The sequence below is a fragment of the Sedimentibacter sp. MB35-C1 genome (genome assembly GCF_030913635.1).
Classification (GTDB): domain Bacteria; phylum Bacillota; class Clostridia; order Tissierellales; family Sedimentibacteraceae; genus Sedimentibacter.
Map to the genome: position 1 here is coordinate 2,248,213 of NZ_CP133188.1, position 17,593 is coordinate 2,265,805.

The 17,593-nt window shown below is 33.7% G+C and carries 17 protein-coding genes; 15 read left to right on the top strand and 2 right to left on the bottom strand.

From position 1 onward, the window contains the following. Positions 1–76 precede the first annotated feature (76 nt). The 9 genes from RBQ61_RS10730 to RBQ61_RS10770 all read left to right on the top strand — a co-directional run bounded on the left by RBQ61_RS10730 (position 77) and on the right by RBQ61_RS10770 (position 8,757). Positions 77–2,422 carry an ATP-dependent DNA helicase gene (locus RBQ61_RS10730; RefSeq protein ID WP_308137316.1) on the top strand — a complete coding sequence of 782 codons (2,346 nt, stop codon included), beginning with the start codon at positions 77–79 and terminating at the stop codon, positions 2,420–2,422. Then, positions 2,406–3,218, top strand: a complete 813-nt coding sequence (locus tag RBQ61_RS10735; protein ID WP_308137317.1) for an aminotransferase class IV — start codon at positions 2,406–2,408, stop codon at positions 3,216–3,218. Before RBQ61_RS10730 ends, RBQ61_RS10735 begins: the two co-directional genes overlap by 17 nt. 210 nt (positions 3,219–3,428) lie before the next feature. Then, complete coding sequence (locus RBQ61_RS10740; RefSeq protein WP_308137318.1) at positions 3,429–4,577, top strand: cysteine desulfurase family protein; 1,149 nt, start codon at positions 3,429–3,431, stop codon at positions 4,575–4,577. A gap of 12 nt (positions 4,578–4,589) precedes the next feature. After that, positions 4,590–5,750: a tRNA uracil 4-sulfurtransferase ThiI gene (thiI, locus tag RBQ61_RS10745; RefSeq protein ID WP_308137319.1), complete on the top strand. Its 1,161-nt coding sequence runs from the start codon at positions 4,590–4,592 to the stop codon at positions 5,748–5,750. 83 nt (positions 5,751–5,833) lie between these two features. Further along, complete coding sequence (locus RBQ61_RS10750) at positions 5,834–5,983, top strand: hypothetical protein (RefSeq protein WP_308137320.1); 150 nt, start codon at positions 5,834–5,836, stop codon at positions 5,981–5,983. 141 nt (positions 5,984–6,124) lie between these two features. Next, positions 6,125–7,303: a 3-phosphoglycerate dehydrogenase family protein gene (locus RBQ61_RS10755; protein WP_308137321.1), complete on the top strand. Its 1,179-nt coding sequence runs from the start codon at positions 6,125–6,127 to the stop codon at positions 7,301–7,303. Further along, entirely contained in the window at positions 7,303–7,746 is a 444-nt protein-coding gene (gene rnhA / locus RBQ61_RS10760) for a ribonuclease HI (RefSeq protein ID WP_308137322.1), read from the top strand. Before RBQ61_RS10755 ends, rnhA begins: the two co-directional genes overlap by 1 nt. A 77-nt stretch (positions 7,747–7,823) precedes the next feature. Next, positions 7,824–8,549 (top strand): LysM peptidoglycan-binding domain-containing protein, encoded by a 726-nt coding sequence (locus RBQ61_RS10765; RefSeq protein ID WP_308137323.1) that lies wholly within the window; start codon positions 7,824–7,826, stop codon positions 8,547–8,549. A 19-nt stretch (positions 8,550–8,568) separates the two neighbouring features. Further along, on the top strand, positions 8,569–8,757 hold the full coding sequence (locus RBQ61_RS10770) for a patatin-like phospholipase family protein (protein ID WP_308137324.1): 189 nt from the start codon (positions 8,569–8,571) through the stop codon (positions 8,755–8,757). A gap of 335 nt (positions 8,758–9,092) precedes the next feature. Here the strand turns inward: RBQ61_RS10770 and RBQ61_RS10775 are convergent, their stop codons facing one another. Continuing rightward, positions 9,093–9,608, bottom strand: a complete 516-nt coding sequence (locus RBQ61_RS10775) for a ferritin (protein WP_308137325.1) — start codon at positions 9,606–9,608, stop codon at positions 9,093–9,095. Between the two features lie 121 nt (positions 9,609–9,729). On the opposite strand from RBQ61_RS10775, the gene RBQ61_RS10780 reads away from it, so the two are divergent. Beyond that, positions 9,730–10,635 carry a YncE family protein gene (locus RBQ61_RS10780; RefSeq protein WP_308137326.1) on the top strand — a complete coding sequence of 302 codons (906 nt, stop codon included), beginning with the start codon at positions 9,730–9,732 and terminating at the stop codon, positions 10,633–10,635. Here the strand turns inward: RBQ61_RS10780 and RBQ61_RS10785 are convergent. Further along, positions 10,628–11,155: a DUF4364 family protein gene (locus tag RBQ61_RS10785; RefSeq protein ID WP_308137327.1), complete on the bottom strand. Its 528-nt coding sequence runs from the start codon at positions 11,153–11,155 to the stop codon at positions 10,628–10,630. The two genes, RBQ61_RS10780 and RBQ61_RS10785, sit on opposite strands and share 8 nt — an antisense overlap. A 137-nt stretch (positions 11,156–11,292) precedes the next feature. Between RBQ61_RS10785 and RBQ61_RS10790 the strand changes: the two genes are divergently transcribed. From RBQ61_RS10790 to RBQ61_RS10810, 5 genes are all read left to right on the top strand, one after another. Continuing rightward, positions 11,293–12,390: a polysaccharide deacetylase family protein gene (locus RBQ61_RS10790; protein ID WP_308137328.1), complete on the top strand. Its 1,098-nt coding sequence runs from the start codon at positions 11,293–11,295 to the stop codon at positions 12,388–12,390. A gap of 136 nt (positions 12,391–12,526) precedes the next feature. Beyond that, positions 12,527–13,396, top strand: a complete 870-nt coding sequence (locus tag RBQ61_RS10795; protein WP_308137329.1) for a GNAT family N-acetyltransferase — start codon at positions 12,527–12,529, stop codon at positions 13,394–13,396. A gap of 42 nt (positions 13,397–13,438) precedes the next feature. Next, positions 13,439–14,140, top strand: a complete 702-nt coding sequence (locus RBQ61_RS10800; protein WP_308137330.1) for an NAD-dependent protein deacylase — start codon at positions 13,439–13,441, stop codon at positions 14,138–14,140. 10 nt (positions 14,141–14,150) lie between these two features. After that, positions 14,151–16,127: a transporter substrate-binding domain-containing protein gene (locus tag RBQ61_RS10805; RefSeq protein WP_308137331.1), complete on the top strand. Its 1,977-nt coding sequence runs from the start codon at positions 14,151–14,153 to the stop codon at positions 16,125–16,127. Continuing rightward, complete coding sequence (locus RBQ61_RS10810; protein WP_308137332.1) at positions 16,111–17,484, top strand: sigma-54 dependent transcriptional regulator; 1,374 nt, start codon at positions 16,111–16,113, stop codon at positions 17,482–17,484. Before RBQ61_RS10805 ends, RBQ61_RS10810 begins: the two co-directional genes overlap by 17 nt. Positions 17,485–17,593: the final 109 nt, after the last annotated feature.

The window sequence follows — 17,593 nt, forward strand, 5'->3', positions numbered from 1 at the left end:
ATATTCCATATGTTTTTTGTTATAATAGACACTGTTAAGTGTTTATTTTTTTGTCTTGACTGCACGAGGAGAATATATGGATACCATAAAGCTATCAGTTAGAGAACTGGTTGAATTTGTATACAAAAGCGGAGATATAAATATAAAGGCCATGAGCGCTGATAGAGCACTGGAAGGAATTAAAGCTCATAAAATTCTACAATCCCAAATGGGTGAAAGCTACCAGAAGGAGTTCTATCTGAAAGAAGAGTTTGCGCTTAAAAATATAACATTTGTTATTGAGGGAAGAGCGGATGGCATAATAACAGAAAAAGGCCGCATTACTGTAGATGAAATAAAATCAACGTACACAGATTTAGAACGCATAGATAAAGGTTATAATGCCGCACATCTTGCTCAGGCTAAATGCTATGCATATATTTACGGAAATGAAAAAAGAATCGATGAATTATGCGTTCAGTTAAGATATTATAACTTAGAAACAGGAAAGACAAAAACATTGCTTTATACATATACCATGGACGAACTAGAGCTATTTTTTTATGAAGTCCTAAATATGTACGTAGAATGGGCAGAGACAATTATCAGCCTTAGAAAGGAACGCGAAGAATCAATTGAGGAATTAAAATTTCCTTTTAATGATTACAGAAAAGGACAAAGGAATTTTTCTGTTGCAGTTTTTAGAACAATCAAAGAAGGCAGAAAGCTCTTTGCTCAAGCGCCTACCGGAGTGGGAAAGACTATATCTGTTCTGTTTCCTGCTATAAAATCGCTTAATTATAAAAGTAATTCTAAAATTTATTATCTTACAGCAAAATCCTCAACAAAATCAATAGCATTTGATACTGTAAAATTAATGATTGAAAAAGGACTTAAATTAAGGACAACAGTAATTACGGCCAAAGAAAAAATATGTTTTATGGATGAAACAGACTGCGAACCGGAGTATTGTCCATATGCAAGGGGGTACTATGATAAGTTAAATACTCCTTTGAAAAATTCTATAAAAAATATTTGTTTGTATGATAGAGATTTTATAGAAAAAATTAGCAGAAAATATGAAATCTGTCCGTTTGAATTTAGTCTTGATCTTGCATATATGTCAGATGCGGTAATATGTGACTACAACTATTATTTTGATCCGAGGGTTGCGCTTCAGAGAGATGATGTTTTTAAAAACAGCAATGACATACTTCTCATTGACGAAGCTCACAATCTTGAGGACAGAACAAGAAGCATGTATTCACCTGAGCTTGTTAAAGAGGAATTCTATGCATTATATAAAATAATGAAAAAAACAGATAAAAAAATCAGTAGATGTCTGTCTAATATAAATAAAAAATTTATTGAAATTAAAAAGAAATCAGATGAGCCGTATATATTTGATGAAGATCCATCAGACCTGATTAATCATGTCAGAAAATTTACTGCGCTTGCTGATGACTTCATTAATGATAAGAAAAATGACAATGTTCCTGAAGAGCTTGTTGACATATACTTCAAGGGAATGTTTTTTATGAAAATTTCTGAAATAGCTGATAAAAATTTCTGCTATTTTGCTGATTTTACTTCAAAGCAAACAAAGGTAAAGCTATTTTTAATTGATCCTTCGGATGTTTTAAGGCAGATACTAAAAAAGGCATGGTCATCGGTGTTTTTTTCCGCAACTCTTACACCGCTGAAATATTTCAGGTACATTCTTGGTGGAGACGACAGCGATTATATTATGAGGATAGACTCTCCATTTGAGATTGAAAAATTAAAGCTTATGGTCACTGAAAACATATCTATGAAGTATGCTGTTCGCGATTCAAACATAGATACGGCATGCAAGTATATTTATGAAATAATATCCAATAAAAAAGGAAATTACATGGTGTTTTTCCCATCATACAGCTTTATGGAGAAAGTTTATGATACCTATAGTCAGATATTTGATTGTTCTAATATTATATTTCAAAAACAGGGAATTAATGAGGATGAACAGGTTAAAATTACAGATAGGTTTAGAAATGAAACAGATGTAGTCCTTTTTACAGTTGTAGGAGGAATTTTTTCCGAAGGGATAGATTTGCCGCTTGAAAAATTAATAGGAGCAGTTATAATAGGTACAGGAATACCACAGATATCCTATGAAAGAAATATTATCAGAAATTTCTTTGATATAAAATTTAATTCTGGCTATGATTTTGCGTATAAATATCCTGGATTTAACAAGATACTGCAGTCTGCAGGCAGAGTCATCAGAACAGAAAATGATACTGGAGTAGTATTGCTCATAGATTCAAGGCTGTGTGAAAGAGGATATCTAAATCTCTTTCCAGGGCATTGGAATCATTGTGTTAAAATTAAAAGCACAGAGGAAGCAAAAAATGAAATCAGATCATTCTGGAAAGGAGCAGAAAATGAATATAGTATCTGAAAATAATGTAAGCAACGGTAAAATAATAACTAAGATGCGTCTGGAGGAACTTCTTAATGAGGATAATGCCAAAATATATGAAGTCATAAGAGTTATAAAGCGAAAACCTATATTTCTTAAAGAGCATTATGAACGAATGAAAGAAAGCATTCATTTAAGTAATGTAAGAGGAAATTTGAACTATGATGAGTTTAAAAAATCCATGGAGCTATTGATAAGCGAAAATAGATTCGACAACTGCAATGTAAGAGTGTCATATTATTTTAATAATAAAGAAATAACTTTGTTTTACTTCATTGAAAGCTACTATCCATCAGAAGAGGAATTCCGTATCGGAATACATACTGTAACGGCAAGGGTGCAGAGGAGCAACCCTAATGTTAAGGCATTTCAAAAGGAATATAAAGCAAGGGTTAAGCAAATAGCAGATGAGAATCATGCTTATGAAGTTATTCTTGTAAATGATGACGGAACTGTAAGTGAAGGAAGCAGGTCGAATGTTTTTTTTGTTAAGAATAACACTGTAATAACATCTCCCGACTCGTCAGTTCTATTGGGCGTAACAAGAAACAAGGTTATTGAAATATGTGAAAACAATGGAATAACAGTGGAGAAAAAGTTCGTTTCGACCGAAGAACTAAATTCGTTTGACGGAGCTTTTATAACAGGAACATCTAATGATGTTTTACCCATTCGCTCAATTAACGATTTAATGTTTGAATCTTCAGAAAACGAAACTGTTAAGAAGTTGGGAAGTCTATATATGAATGAAGTAAATAAGGAGCTGGGTAAGTGAGAATGTTAGGGTGAAAAGCCCAATAACACAAAAATGGCCTTGTGGCCATTGTTGTGAAGCATTAATATGCATAAAAGGGGTATTGGGAATATATTTGGTTATCGGGGGGGATAACCATGGACTATTATAACAGAGATAATGCTGATTTGCAAGTTTTTTTTACAAAATTTTTAAGTTATTATAAATTAGTATTTCTAGAAAGAGGTAATCATGAAAACAGTTTATTTAGACAATAGTGCTACAACCAAGGTAAGAAAGAAAGTATTGGAGCAAATCATAGATGTGAACGAAAACTATTACGGAAATCCGTCATCTCTTCACAGAATGGGTCTGCAGATAGAAAAGAAAATAGAAGAATCAAGGAAGAATGTATCAAAGATTATTAATTCAAAAGCAAGCGAAATTTATTTTACCGGTGGAGGGACTGAAAGCAATAATATTGCGATTATAAGCTCCTTGTCAAATTGTGAAAAAAGGCATAATATAGTTACTACCAAAATTGAACATTCATCTGTATATAATACTATCAACCATTTTAAAGACAAGATGGAGATACGATATGTTGAAGTGGACAAAATGGGAAAAGTTGATCAAGATAATCTAAATGAATTGGTTGATCACAACACAATTCTTGTTTCAATCATGCATGTAAACAATGAAGTAGGAATAGTACAGGACTTAAACAGCATAACAAAGATTATCAAAGATAAAAACAAGGATGCAAAAATTCATATTGATGCTGTGCAGTCTTTCGGAAAAATTAAAATTGACACAAACAAGCTTCCTGTTGACACCATTGCATTCAGCAGTCACAAAATTCATGGACCTAAAGGAGTGGGAGGGCTTTTTGTGCGTTCAGGATCTGGTATTAACTGCATAACATTTGGGGGAGGACAGGAAAAGTCAATCAGACCAGGAACAGAAAATACTCCGGGAATTGTAGGATTTGGGGAAGCATGCAGGCTTATTTGCGAAAATTTCAGGGAAGAAACTGAAAAACTGCAAAACTTAAAGTATCTTTATGCAAAAAGGTTGTCAGAAGAGATAAAAGATATTAAAATTAACAGCTCTATGAAAAATGATGGTGCTCCTCACATACTCAGTATTTCATTTAAAAATGTAAAAGCAGAAGTGCTTGTTCATTATCTCGAGCAGCAAGGTATATTTGTTTCAACAGGGTCAGCCTGTTCTTCAAAGGCGAAAACAAACAGGATATTGGAATCAATAAAATTAGACCGTGACTATTTACACGGAACCATACGCATCAGCTTGGGACTTTTAAATACCGAAGATGAAGTGGAATATGCAGTGCACAGCATTAAGCAATCGGTTGAAGATATAAGAAAAATTATGAAATAGGAAGGATAATGTATGTATAATATTGTAGCGGCAAGTTTTGGAGAAATATTTTTAAAAGGAAAGAACAGAGGGAAATTTGAACATCAGTTAATTGAACAGGTTAGATTTGCATTGAAGGATTTCAACAAATTGTCCATATATAAGGATTTAGGCAAAGTTTTTATTGAAACAAGCAATGAAGAGGATATGGATGGAATTATAGAAAAAACAAAAAAGATTTTTGGAATCGTCAGCATTATGCCGTCTATAAGAACAGAAAAGGATCCTGAAACAATAATAAAAAAATCAATAGAACTTTTTGCCTATCTCAAAGAAAAACAGAATATAAAAACATTTAAAATAAAGACAAAAAGAAGTGATAAGGAATTTCCTATAAAATCCATGGAATTCAGTGCCGAAGTAGGTGGCAGGATATTGGAGGCGTTTAATGATGTAACGGTTGATGTGCATAATCCTGATATTGAGATATATATAGACATAAAGAAAAACTGTTACATCTCATCAGAGAAGATTAAAACTGTAGGAGGAATGCCAATAGGATCGTGCGGGCGGGCGCTTTTACTTTTGTCAGGAGGGATTGACAGTCCTGTAGCAGGGTATATGATAGCCAAAAGAGGCGTAGAAATACATGCGCTTTACTTTCATACATATCCTTTTACTTCCGAAAGAGCTAACGAAAAGGTGAAAAAATTAAAAGAATTATTGGAAGAATACTGCGGTAAGATTAAGCTGTTCAGCATAAACATGCTGGAAATACACAAAGCAATCAAAGAATTCTGCAGAGAAGAAGAAACAACTATACTTGCGCGCAGATTCATGATGAGAATTGCAGAAAGAATAGCAAAAGAAAACAAAATGGAAATGCTTATAACAGGAGAAAGTCTGGGACAGGTAGCAAGTCAAACCATGAAGTCAATGACGGTAATTGAAAATGCAATTGAAATGCCTATATTAAAACCTTTAGTAGGAATGGACAAGACAGAAATAATGGAAAGAGCCCGGGAAATAGGAACTTATGAAACATCTATTTTACCATTCGATGACTGCTGCTCTGTTTTTGCACCATCACATCCTTTGATAAACCCTAAACTTGACTCAATATTAAGATCAGAAAGCAGTTTAAACATAGAAGAATTGGTAGATACAGTTTATTCGACATTAGAAATATTATAAAATAAAAATCATTTGATGATGACATTCACAAAAATACGACGCTGACATATATTGAACTATAATCTAAGAGAGGTGAAATATATATGTCAGATGAAATAAAAGCAACAAACTTTGGATGCTGCGGCGGTGGTGTAGGATGCGACAACAATTGGCTTGAATGGATAATAATAATAGCTGTAATTTATTTTCTACTATGCGGTGATGGTTTTTTTGGAAGAGGCTGCTGTAGATAGACTGTACTTACTGGGGTCAAATACAATGTATTTGACCCGAATTTTTTTAAAAAACATATGACTTTGTATTTTTATTCTTGATTTTAACGTGGTGTAGTTGTATACTAAGACTCATAATTTAGATTATGGGAGGTTGCAATTATGTATAAAATAGCGTTATTTAGCAAAATACCAAGTGATGTCATGAATTTGTTTTCTGAAGACAAATATAATATAGTCCGCGAAGAAACCAGTGATGCAGACGGAATAGTTATGCGAAGTATGGACATACATGACATGCAGTTTTCAAGAAAGCTTAAGGCAATAGCAAGGTCAGGTGCAGGTGTAAACAATATTCCGGTAGAAAGGTGCGCAGATGAAGGAATTGTTGTATTTAACGCCCCGGGAGCTAATGCAAATGCAGTATGTGAATTGACATTTCTGGGGCTTTTAGTGTCTTCAAGAAAAGTTGTAGACAGCATTAATTGGACTAAAAGTCTGGATTGTGATGTGGTTGATACTGTTGAGAAAGGTAAATCACAATTTGTCGGTCCCGAAATAAAGGGGAAAACTCTCGGTGTAATAGGACTGGGAAATGTTGGACACAGAGTCGCAAACCTAGGCATAAAATTAGGTATGGAAGTAATAGGATATGACCCTTATATTTCAGTAAAAAACGCGCTCGGGCTCTCTTGGGACGTGCAGTATACAAGTGATATAAATGATTTATACAAAAAAAGTGATTATATTACAATTCACACTCCTTATAACGAAGAAACTAAAAATTATATTAATAAAGAAAATATAAAGTTCATGAAAGACGGAGTAAAGATTTTGAATTTTGCGCGACATGGGGTTGTTAATGAGGATGATTTAGCTGAGGCGCTTGAAAGTGGAAAAGTTGGATACCACGTATCAGATTTGCCTAACGAAAAGCTTCTAAAAACTAAAAATGTAGTCTGCATACCTCATTTAGGCGGTTCAACATATGAGGCTGAAGAAAATTGCGCTGAAATGGCTGTTACCCAGCTTAAAGAGTATCTTGAAAAAGGTAATATTACAAACTCGGTAAACTTTCCCGACTGCTCAATGGAGAGATATCCTGGGACAGACAGAATGGTAGTGCTTAATAAAAATATACCAAATATGATTGGTAAAATGACAACAGCTTTGGCCAGCAGAAATATAAATATCATAGGAATGGTAAACAAGAGCAAGGGAGATTATGCTTGTAATATTATAGATATTGTGGGAGAATTAACAGAAGATATATTAAAGGAGATGGAAGATCATTACGGCATACTGAGAGTTATGCTAATAAAACAAAAGGCGGAAAAATAATGAAGAAAGTCAATATATACTCAGATGGTGCATGCAGCGGAAATCCAGGCCCGGGAGGATACGGTGTCATACTGGAGTATAATGGCAAAGAAATGGAATTGAGCGGGGGAGAAAAGAATACAACAAACAACAGAATGGAGCTTATGGGCGTTATTGTGGGACTTGAGGCATTAAAAGAACCATGTGATGTAACTATTACTACGGATTCAAAGTATGTTACCGATGCTTTCAATAAAGGATGGATTGATTCCTGGCAGAAAAAAAATTGGAAGAAAGCTGACGGAAAAATAGTCCTTAATAAAGAACTGTGGCAGAGGTTGCTAGCTGCAACTCAGGTGCACAGGGTTAAATTTGTCCATGTTCTGGGACATAACGGACATGTTTATAATGAGCGATGTGACAAGCTTGCCGTAAGTCAAAGAGATAAGAATTCTTTCAGCTAAGCATAAAATTTAAGAAACTTTCATCACCTCATGAATATTATAAAATAACAAATTATATTTTATGAGGTGATTCTATAATGATAAATAGACAAAACCAAAACCATGTTGAATGCCCCAATGCAAGTACTATGCCTTATGTTGTACAACCGGGCGATACGTTGAATTCAATTGCAGCCAGATTCGGAACGAATTTAGTGGGCCTGCTTGAATTGAACCCAACATTGAGGCTGAGAACATTGACAGAAGGAATGTCATTGTGCGTTCCAAGGGTACCGGAAAGACCTCCCTGCATTAACGGAGCTTATTATATAATCAGGGAGGGAGAAAGTTTCTACAATATTGCACAAAGATATAATCTACCGCTTAATCTTTTGCTGGAAGCTAACCCTGAGGCTAATCCTTATGATTTAAAGGTTGGGCAGGAAATATGCATACCTAATGTCCCGGAGGGGTGTCCCTTTGGTACAGTTGTTACAATTGCACAGGGAACAAGGCTAAGTGATATTTTGATAGGATACAATTTAAGTTTGAATGAACTTAAGGAAAATAATCCTGATTTTAATCCCAATGTTATAGTCCCAGGATCAGATATATGCATACCTATTGAAACCTTTGCTGCCTGCGGCCCGAATACTACAGAATATATAATTAAAGCTGGTGACAGTCTGGCTACTATTGCAACAGCAAATAATATGACGCCTTCTCAGTTGCTAATTGCTAATCCGAGTCTAAGGCCTGCTAACTTTCTAATAGTAGGAACGAAAATTTGCATACCCAGTACTGCCAACAACACAAGCAGATAAATTCATAGTAGGAGATAATATGAACAAAGGATTAAAAAAAGGAACCGTTTTGGAAGGAGACGGAGACAATAGAGCGTATCAGTCAGGAGTACTGAGAGCTTTAAGAGAACTTGAAATAAACTATGATTGTTTAGTGAGCACATCCATAGGTGCACTGAATGCAGCTTCATTCGTAAAGGGGGATTATGAAAGTAGTTCGAAACTGTAAAGAAAAATAAAATTTTCTGTTGATAACAGCAGTTCGAAAAGTTGTGATGTTATAATACAGCGCGTCTCTGTCACGGAAAATATTATTGCAGAAAATATGATAAAACAATAATAGACATAGCATCTGATAAATTTTTATGCGGTACATTGGAAACCAGCCATGACAAAATTGTCTGGGTGATTGAAAAAGGATATGAAGACGCTATTAGAATACTAACAAATTCAGTGCACCCAATTTAGTTGGGTGCTTTTTATTATAAATTAAACACGGCAATATATTAATACTGCCGTGTTTAACATTTAGTTAAAGAGTTTATATTAATTAGGTTATATCTGCTAGTCAAGAACCAGAGAAGGTGGAGAATAAACTCTTGATGCAAGTTCAGAATTTATCATGTACAGACCCTTAGAATCAGAGCCGAATACTTTATATTTTGTTATTAAATCTTCTGCATTTTTTTCTTCTTCGCCCTGTTCTTTTATAAACCAATCCAAAAATTGCATTGTTCTGTAATCCTTGTTTTGGAATGCTTCATCATATATGTTGTAAATAGAAGCTGTAATAAACTGCTCATGCTTTAATGATTCTTCCAGAGGAACACCAAAATCTGAAAAGCCAATATTTGGAGCTTTTATTTCAGACATGTTTACTTTTTCACCGTTATTCTGAAGATACTGGATAAACAGCATAGCATGGGAAAGTTCTTCTTGGGACTGCACATTGAACCAGTTTCCGAATCCATCCAGACCGTTATCAATATAATAATTAGCCATATCTAAGTATAAATAAGCTGAAAATAATTCTTTGTTTATTTGTTGGTTTAACAAATTAGCAATTTTTTCTTTTAACATATAATCTCCTTATATTTATATTCTTTAATATATTAATACCCATAATTCTCTAATTAAAACAAATTTTATAAATTTTCTCACTTCTTTAAAACTTTTTCATAAACTGTATGGAGGTGATTGCATGGAATATGATGTTAAACTATCAGTGACGGGTACATATAAAGGCAGAGAAATGCTTTTTGTTATGGAGTTAACGGGGGAAGATTATATTTGCAAAAAAGCCATAAATTTGGGCAAGGGAGACAAAGGTGCAATTCACAGCATTATAAATTACGAAAGTTCGGTGTATTTGGCGGATTCATATAATAATAAAATATATAAATACGATTTTGATTTAAATGAATTATCGGAAGCAACTGTAGGAAGAGATCCTCGCCATATGTGCATTGATGAGGAAAATATGTGTATGTATGTTGCGAATTTTGAATCTGATAATGTTTCGGTTATTGACATGTCAGCATTTACTATGATTGAATCAATTCCGGCAGGCATCAAACCTCATGATGTATTATTTAATAAGAATAACAGCCGTTTGTACACATGCTGCTATGAAGAAAATGAGATTATTGAATATTTGGATAGCAGAGAAAAGAATAGGCAGTTCACTTCTGATGGGAAGCCAATGCATATGCTTATATGGGAAGACAGTTTAATTATTATGACCTACTATGTAAACGGAAATGTTCATACAAAAATTAATTTTATAAATCTGGAATCTGGAAATATTGAAGATGTAATAGTTCTGGATGGATTATCATCTGATTTTGATATAAATAATATTAATAAAATGCTCTATTTAATAAATATAGTTGATAAAAGTCTTTATATTATAGATATTGAAAAAAGGAAAACAGCTAAGACTGTTTTTTTGGGAGGATATCCTGAAAGCCTGGCTGTTGGAGAAAAATATGTATATGTGACTAATTCAAAAAAGAATCGGATTTGTGCTATTGACATTGATAAAATGGTTGTTTCAAGATATGTAGATCTTGGATTTTCTCCAAGCTGTATTAAAATCATCAATTAATATCAGATGTAAGTGTTTTTAATATGTTCGAAAAGATACCCTCAGGGTTGGAATCCCATTTTTTGCATATATTTTTGGCGAGACTTTCATCAGGCACGTTTATGCTGAGACTGAAAATAGTCGAATCATTTTCCATGACTTGCAGCGAAACGATAAATTCATCATCTGCTCTTTTGTAATAATGGCCTAGAAGGTCTCTGTGCTTTTTTATTTCCATTTTTAAGCTGGAAAAGTTTTTTTCTACCTGCTTAAAAAAATATTCCGGAAGCTTGTCACCAAACATATCCAGGGCTGTTTTCCCTGCTTCAGATATTGAATAATATTCATTGCCTTTCTTAGAAGCTAAGTCAATAAATTTTGAGTCGCATAAATCAGTTAAAAGCTGCTGCAAAGTAAAATAATCCAATATATCATTGTCCAGTATAAAATTAGTTATTTCAATGTTGGTTAAGGGTATATTAATGTAATTCAAAATATACAGCAGTTTTAATTTATCCTGTGCAATTTTATTACCGCTCATTATGGCCTCCGTATATATAGATATATATATTATATCAAATTAATAATTAATAACAACACAATTTTGTAAAATACTTCATATGGACTTTTCGTTCAATATATTATAAAATAAACATAAGAAACTTTAAGGGGATAGAAATGAAGAAAAAATATTTATCAATTATGGCAATTACAATTGCCTTTATTTTGTCTGGCTGTTTTTTCGCCCAAGACGATAAGTCGCCGGAACAAAACGAACCGGATAATCAGGTGTCGGTTGAGCCGAAAGAAGCGGAAGATCCTGAAGAGAAGCCTGAAAAATCAGAAGAAGACCCAATTGAAGAAATTGATTTATCGATACAGCCAAATGAGCTTGGAGAAATTATGATACTTATGTATCACGGAATAGGCGAGGAGGAAATGGACTGGCAGAGAACACCGGACAATTTTCGCAAAGATCTGCAGTACATGTATGACAACAAATATCAAATGATAAGTTTGAATGACTATGCAAAGGGGGAAATTAAAACGAAGGCAGGATATACGCCTATTATTTTGACATTTGATGACGGCAGGCAGAATAATTTTAATTATATAGAGAAAGATGGCGATGTGGTGATTGATTCTGACTGTGCCGTTGGAATTCTAGAAGAATTTAAAAATAAATATCCGGACTTTGACGTAACTGCAAGCTTTTTTTTGAATACGAATCCGTTCGGACAGTCTGAATATACAGAGCAAAAATTGAAATGGCTTGTTGATAACGGGTATGATGTAGGAAACCACACGTATAGCCATTTAGAAATGGAGACATTGGATAGTGAAGAGGACATTCAGGCGGAAATAGGTTCAGTAAACAATATTATAAAATCTTATTTGCCGGATTATGCTGTTGAAACATTGGCGCTTCCCCACGGAAGCAATCCAAAAGATGCGTATGCAGGAAGTGTGATGGAGGGCGAATATGAAGGAAGCAAGTATAAGACTATAGCTATATTGGATGTTGGTTGGAGACCGGCTTACTCTCCATTTGACACATTGACTGATTTTACAAGCCTCTACAGAGTTACTGCAAGTGAAATAAATGTGGATAATTGCGGGATGTACGACTACTTTAAATCATACGAAAATGGTAATAGAGAAAGATTTATTTCAGATGGAAATCCTGATGTGGTTACAATACCGAAAAGGCATGAAGAGTATCTGAACATGGAAATGGTAGGAGAAAAAACAGTTAATATTTATGAAGAGAATTGAAAAGAGATAAAACTCGAGCAGTCTGGAATAATTAACGATTCAGGCTGCTTTTATTTTTGTAAAATAATAATGGAATTACTTGTGAAACTATTTTATAATTGAGTAAAACAATAAAAAATAGAATAGTGGAGAAAACATGACAAATATAATTTTGAGAAAGAATATAAATGAAAAAATTTATCAAGAAATAAAAGGCCTAGAAAAACTTTGCTCCGCAAGAGATAATATTTCATTCAAGCTTGAATTGGAATATAAATTGAATAATTCCGGAACAGAAGACAGTGAAAATACCGATATAAACGAATTTCTATTTTATGATTATGATAATTTGGTGGGGTATGCTGGAATATGTGATTTCGGAGGAGATGCATTAGAAATTAGCGGTATGGTTCATCCTGATTTCAGGAAAAAAGGAATATTTTCAAAACTTTTTTCTTTAGTGTGCCACGAATGCAGGAATAGGAAAAATAATGAAATGTTGTTGCTGTGCGACAATAAATCTATCTCCGGAATGGGATTTATTGGGGGATTGGAAGCTGATTATGACCATTCAGAATATGATATGTTTTTGAGCAGGAATGTTCCTAAAGGAAAAATAGTGCAATCTTTAAGCTTAGGAAAAGCAGAAAACAAAGATATAAAAAAAATAGCTGAAATGGATTCTATTTTTTTTGGAGCTGAGAAGAATTTTGACTTTTACGAAAATGCAAATCAAATAGGCAGCACATTTATGGCGTTTTCGAGAAATAATATTGTAGGAAAGGTGCGCCTTGAATTGGATGAAGGAATAGGCGGAATTTACGGTTTAGGAGTACTGCCTGAATTCAGAAGGAAGGGCCTTGGAAGAGAAATTCTTTTGCTGTCTATTGACAAACTTAAGGCTGCCGGTGCACATGAAATAGTCCTTCAAGTTGAAACAAAAAATAAAAAAGCATTGAATCTCTATAAAAATTGCGGATTTGAAGAAAGTTGTATAATGTTGTATTATAGAATGAAAATAGTATAATGTTTGTGCATTTTAGAGAAAGATTTTTAGCAGGAGGTAAACATGAACAAAGAATTATATGAAATAATTAAGAAAAGCGATAATATAGTATTTTTTGGAGGAGCGGGAGTATCTACTGAAAGTGGAATACCTGATTTCAGAAGTGTGGACGGGCTGTACAACCAAAAGTATAAGTACCCTCCGGAAACTATGATATCTCACAGCTTCTTTAGAAGCAATACAGAAGAGTTTTATGATTTTTATAAGAATAAAATGCTATTTTTAGGCGCGAAACCAAACATGGCTCATATAAGACTTGCAGAGCTTGAAAAGCAAGGTAAATTAAAAGCGGTAATAACTCAAAATATTGACGGACTTCATCAGGCGGCAGGAAGTAAAAACGTGCTTGAACTTCACGGATCTGTTCACAGGAACTATTGCATGGATTGTGGTAAATTTTATGACGTACATGCGATTGCTGAAAGCGCAGGGATACCAAGATGCAGCTGTGGAGGGATTATTAAGCCAGACGTGGTATTGTATGAAGAAAGCTTGAATCAGGATGTTCTGGAAAAATCAGTGGAATACATAGAAGATGCAGATGTTTTAATAATTGCGGGAACGTCGCTTGTTGTATACCCGGCTGCCGGACTTATAAATTATTATAGAGGAAACAAACTGGTTTTAATAAACAAATCGCCCACATCAATGGATAGAAGGGCAAATTTACTGCTCAGCGAAAGTATAGGAAAGGTATTTGAATAGTTAAAAATAGATGAAAAAGAAAGTTATAATTGCGGCATGCTTTATTTTTCTTGTTATGGTCTATATTGTCATAAACAGGAGCAATAAAAAATATCTTACTGACGAAGAAATTAAATGGCTTAAAAGTCAAGATGCGATTATTTATGCAGCTAATGAAAGCGCACCGCCGCTTCGATTCGTAGATGAAATAGACAATCAGTACAAGGGTGTAGTGGTTGATTTTGTCAACCAGTTATCTTTGGAGCTCGGTATTGACATACAAACAGTCCCAATGCGATGGGATGAAGCACTTACTTCGTTAAAGGAAGGCAAAACACAAATATGTGATATGTTTATAAACGAGGAAAGAAGCGGTTACTATCTTTTTACTGATTCAATTTATGATTTAAGAACTGTGTTGCTGACTAGGTATGCAGAAAGTTTTGAGTTAAGGCAAATTAACAAAATGAGAATAGCAACTGAATCAGGAGACTACGCTAACAGCTATTTATCTGAAAATTATCCGGATGCGGAACTTGTATATACAAACAATGTTGAAGAAGGTGTGGAACTTTTTTTGGAAGGGCATGTAGATGCTGTAATAGGCGATGAACCAGTTATAGCATACTTGCTTGCTGAGAGGAAAAAGAACCTTAATGCTGAATATTCAAATATTATATTGTATCAGCAGGAGACTGTTTTGGGTGTTACGAAAAATAAGCCTGAGCTGGTTGCTATACTTAATAAAGCAATAGCTCAGGTTAAAAATAAAGGCCAGTTGGAAAAAATTCAGCAGAAATGGTTCGGTATATCCACACCTCTGATGAGTGAGGAAAATACGGCTGAAATAATAAGGAAAATTGCAATTGTATCTGTATTAGCAGGTGGTATATTTATCATCATAATAATAAGCAACGTATCGCTGCAAAAACAGGTAAAAAAAAGAACAAAGGAATTGGAAAACAGTAAAAACGAGCTTCAGACTATATTTGACGGGATTCTTTATTTTATGCTGGTGGTAGATAAGGAAAAGAAAGTTTTAAAAATTAATAAAAGTTTTTCTGATTATTATAAAATTTCAGTGGATGGTAAACCCGGTTCTGGCTGCAATAGTTATATAGGAAAATTTTGCAACGATTGCAGCAATTGTATAATTGATGAAGTATATGCCCATAATAGAGAAATAATTAAAGAAGGTATGGTTTTAAATGAAATTTATGAAATATGCGGTCAGCCGTTAAAAGATGAAAACAAAACAGTCCTTATTACTATTACAAATATTACAATGGATAAAATAAACCGCAACAAAGTGCTTCAAACTAACAAAATGATTGCGGTTGGACAACTTGCTGCCGGTATGGCTCATGAAATTAGAAATCCTTTGGGAATTATAAGAACTCAAAGTTATTTAATAAGGCTAAATGATAAGGTAGACGGCTCAATTAGAAAATCTTTGGACTTTATAGATTCCGCTGTGAGCAGATCGGGAAAGATAATTGAAAATATATTAAGCTTTTCAAGGCTTTCAAGCAAGGAAATAAAATCTGTCGACATTAACCAAATGGTTCAAAGGTTAGTTGAAATGCATAACGATGCAATGGTTAAAAAAAATATAAAAGTTAGTGTTCAAAGCAACATTGAGAAAGAATTGACTTTAAATTTAGAAAGCTTTGAGCACATTATTTTAAATCTCCTTTCTAATTCTATTGATTCAATAGAGAATGGAGGTCAAATAAGTATAAGCACAATTGTTGAAAATAATATATTTATTTTTACTTGTAAGGATAATGGGAGCGGAATAGCTGAAAGTGACTTGAATAACATTTATAATCCGTTTTTTACAACAAAAGAGCTTGGGAAAGGTACAGGTCTTGGATTATTTATTGTTTATTCTGAGGTGGAAAAATTAAACGGTAAAATTGAAGTGGAAAGTAAATTAGGGGAAGGAACCGTATTTACAATAAACATACCGTTAGAAAGGAAGTCTGATAATGGCAGGTTTGTTTAAAATACTAATTGTTGATGATGATGAGGCTTACAGAGAAACTTACAAAATGCTTCTTACAAAGAAGGGTTACAGCATAGAGGCTGTATCAACTGCTGACGAAGCGTACAGCCTTATTGAAAAAGAATATTTTCCACTTATTATAAGTGACATAATGATGCCCGGAACAAATGGTGTGGAATTTTTAAGTGAATTGAAAAAAAAGTATGATAATATTGAAGTAATTATGGTGACAGGGTACGGAAGTGTGGAAACAGCTGTTCAATCAATGAAAATTGGTGCGTTTGGGTATTTTATCAAGAGCCACAATCCAGAAGAATTAATACTTGAAATTGAAAAAGTCCACAAAATATTTAAGTTGCAAAATATAAACGAAATTAATAAATCAAATAACAAGAGCAAGTATGTCTACACAAGCAGCAATAAGGAAATGCAGAACGTATATAAACTAGTGGAAAGAGTTGCAAAAAGTAATTCAAATGTTTTAATTACCGGAGAATCGGGTGTAGGCAAGGAAATAATAGCACATATGATTCATGACATGAGCAATAGGTCAAACATGCCGTTTATCCCGATTAATTGTCAGTACTACTCTTCAGGATTAATAGAATCAGAGCTGTTCGGACATGAAAAAGGTGCTTTTACTGGTGCGGCTGCAAAGAGAATCGGTCATCTAGAGGAGGCCGACGGAGGTACAATATTTCTTGATGAAATTGGTGACATTGAAGAGGGAACTCAGGTTAAGCTCCTAAGAGTATTAGAAACGAAACAGATTGAAAGAATCGGTTCAAACTGTCCCATAAATGTTGACTTCAGGTTAGTATCGGCCACAAATAAAAATTTGGAAAAGGCAGTTGAAGAAGAAAGGTTTCGTGAAGATTTATTTTTTAGAGTAAATACAATTGAAATAAGAATTCCACCGCTCAGAGAACGTAAAGAAGACATACCTGACTTAATATATTTTTTTATAAATAGGTATAATAGAGAGATGGGAAAAGGCATTAAAGATATAGATGAGGATACAAAGAAACAGCTGCTGAACTACCGTTATCCCGGAAATATCCGTGAACTAAAAAATATTATAGAAAGATTAGTTGTATTGTCATCAGGAAGTATTCTAAAAGGAGATATTTATGACAACAAAAAGTTAGAGATAACTGATGGATATGATGATAGTGAAAAAATTCAGACGTATAAGGAAGCAAAGAGAAACTTTGAAATAGGATATATAACTAAAGTGCTGAAGCAATGTGATAATAATATTACTCACGCAGCTAAAAAAATGAATTTAAGCAGAAGACAGTTGTTTAACAAAATAAGTGAATATGATTTAAAGGAAGTATCAGATTATCCAAGATAGGAAAAATACTGCTAGGAAGAAAATTGCCATGTGCAAATTAGTTCCTAGCTTTTTTTCTGTTTTTGGTATAAAACTAAACTATTTCTCTATTAAAACTATTGGCATGGTT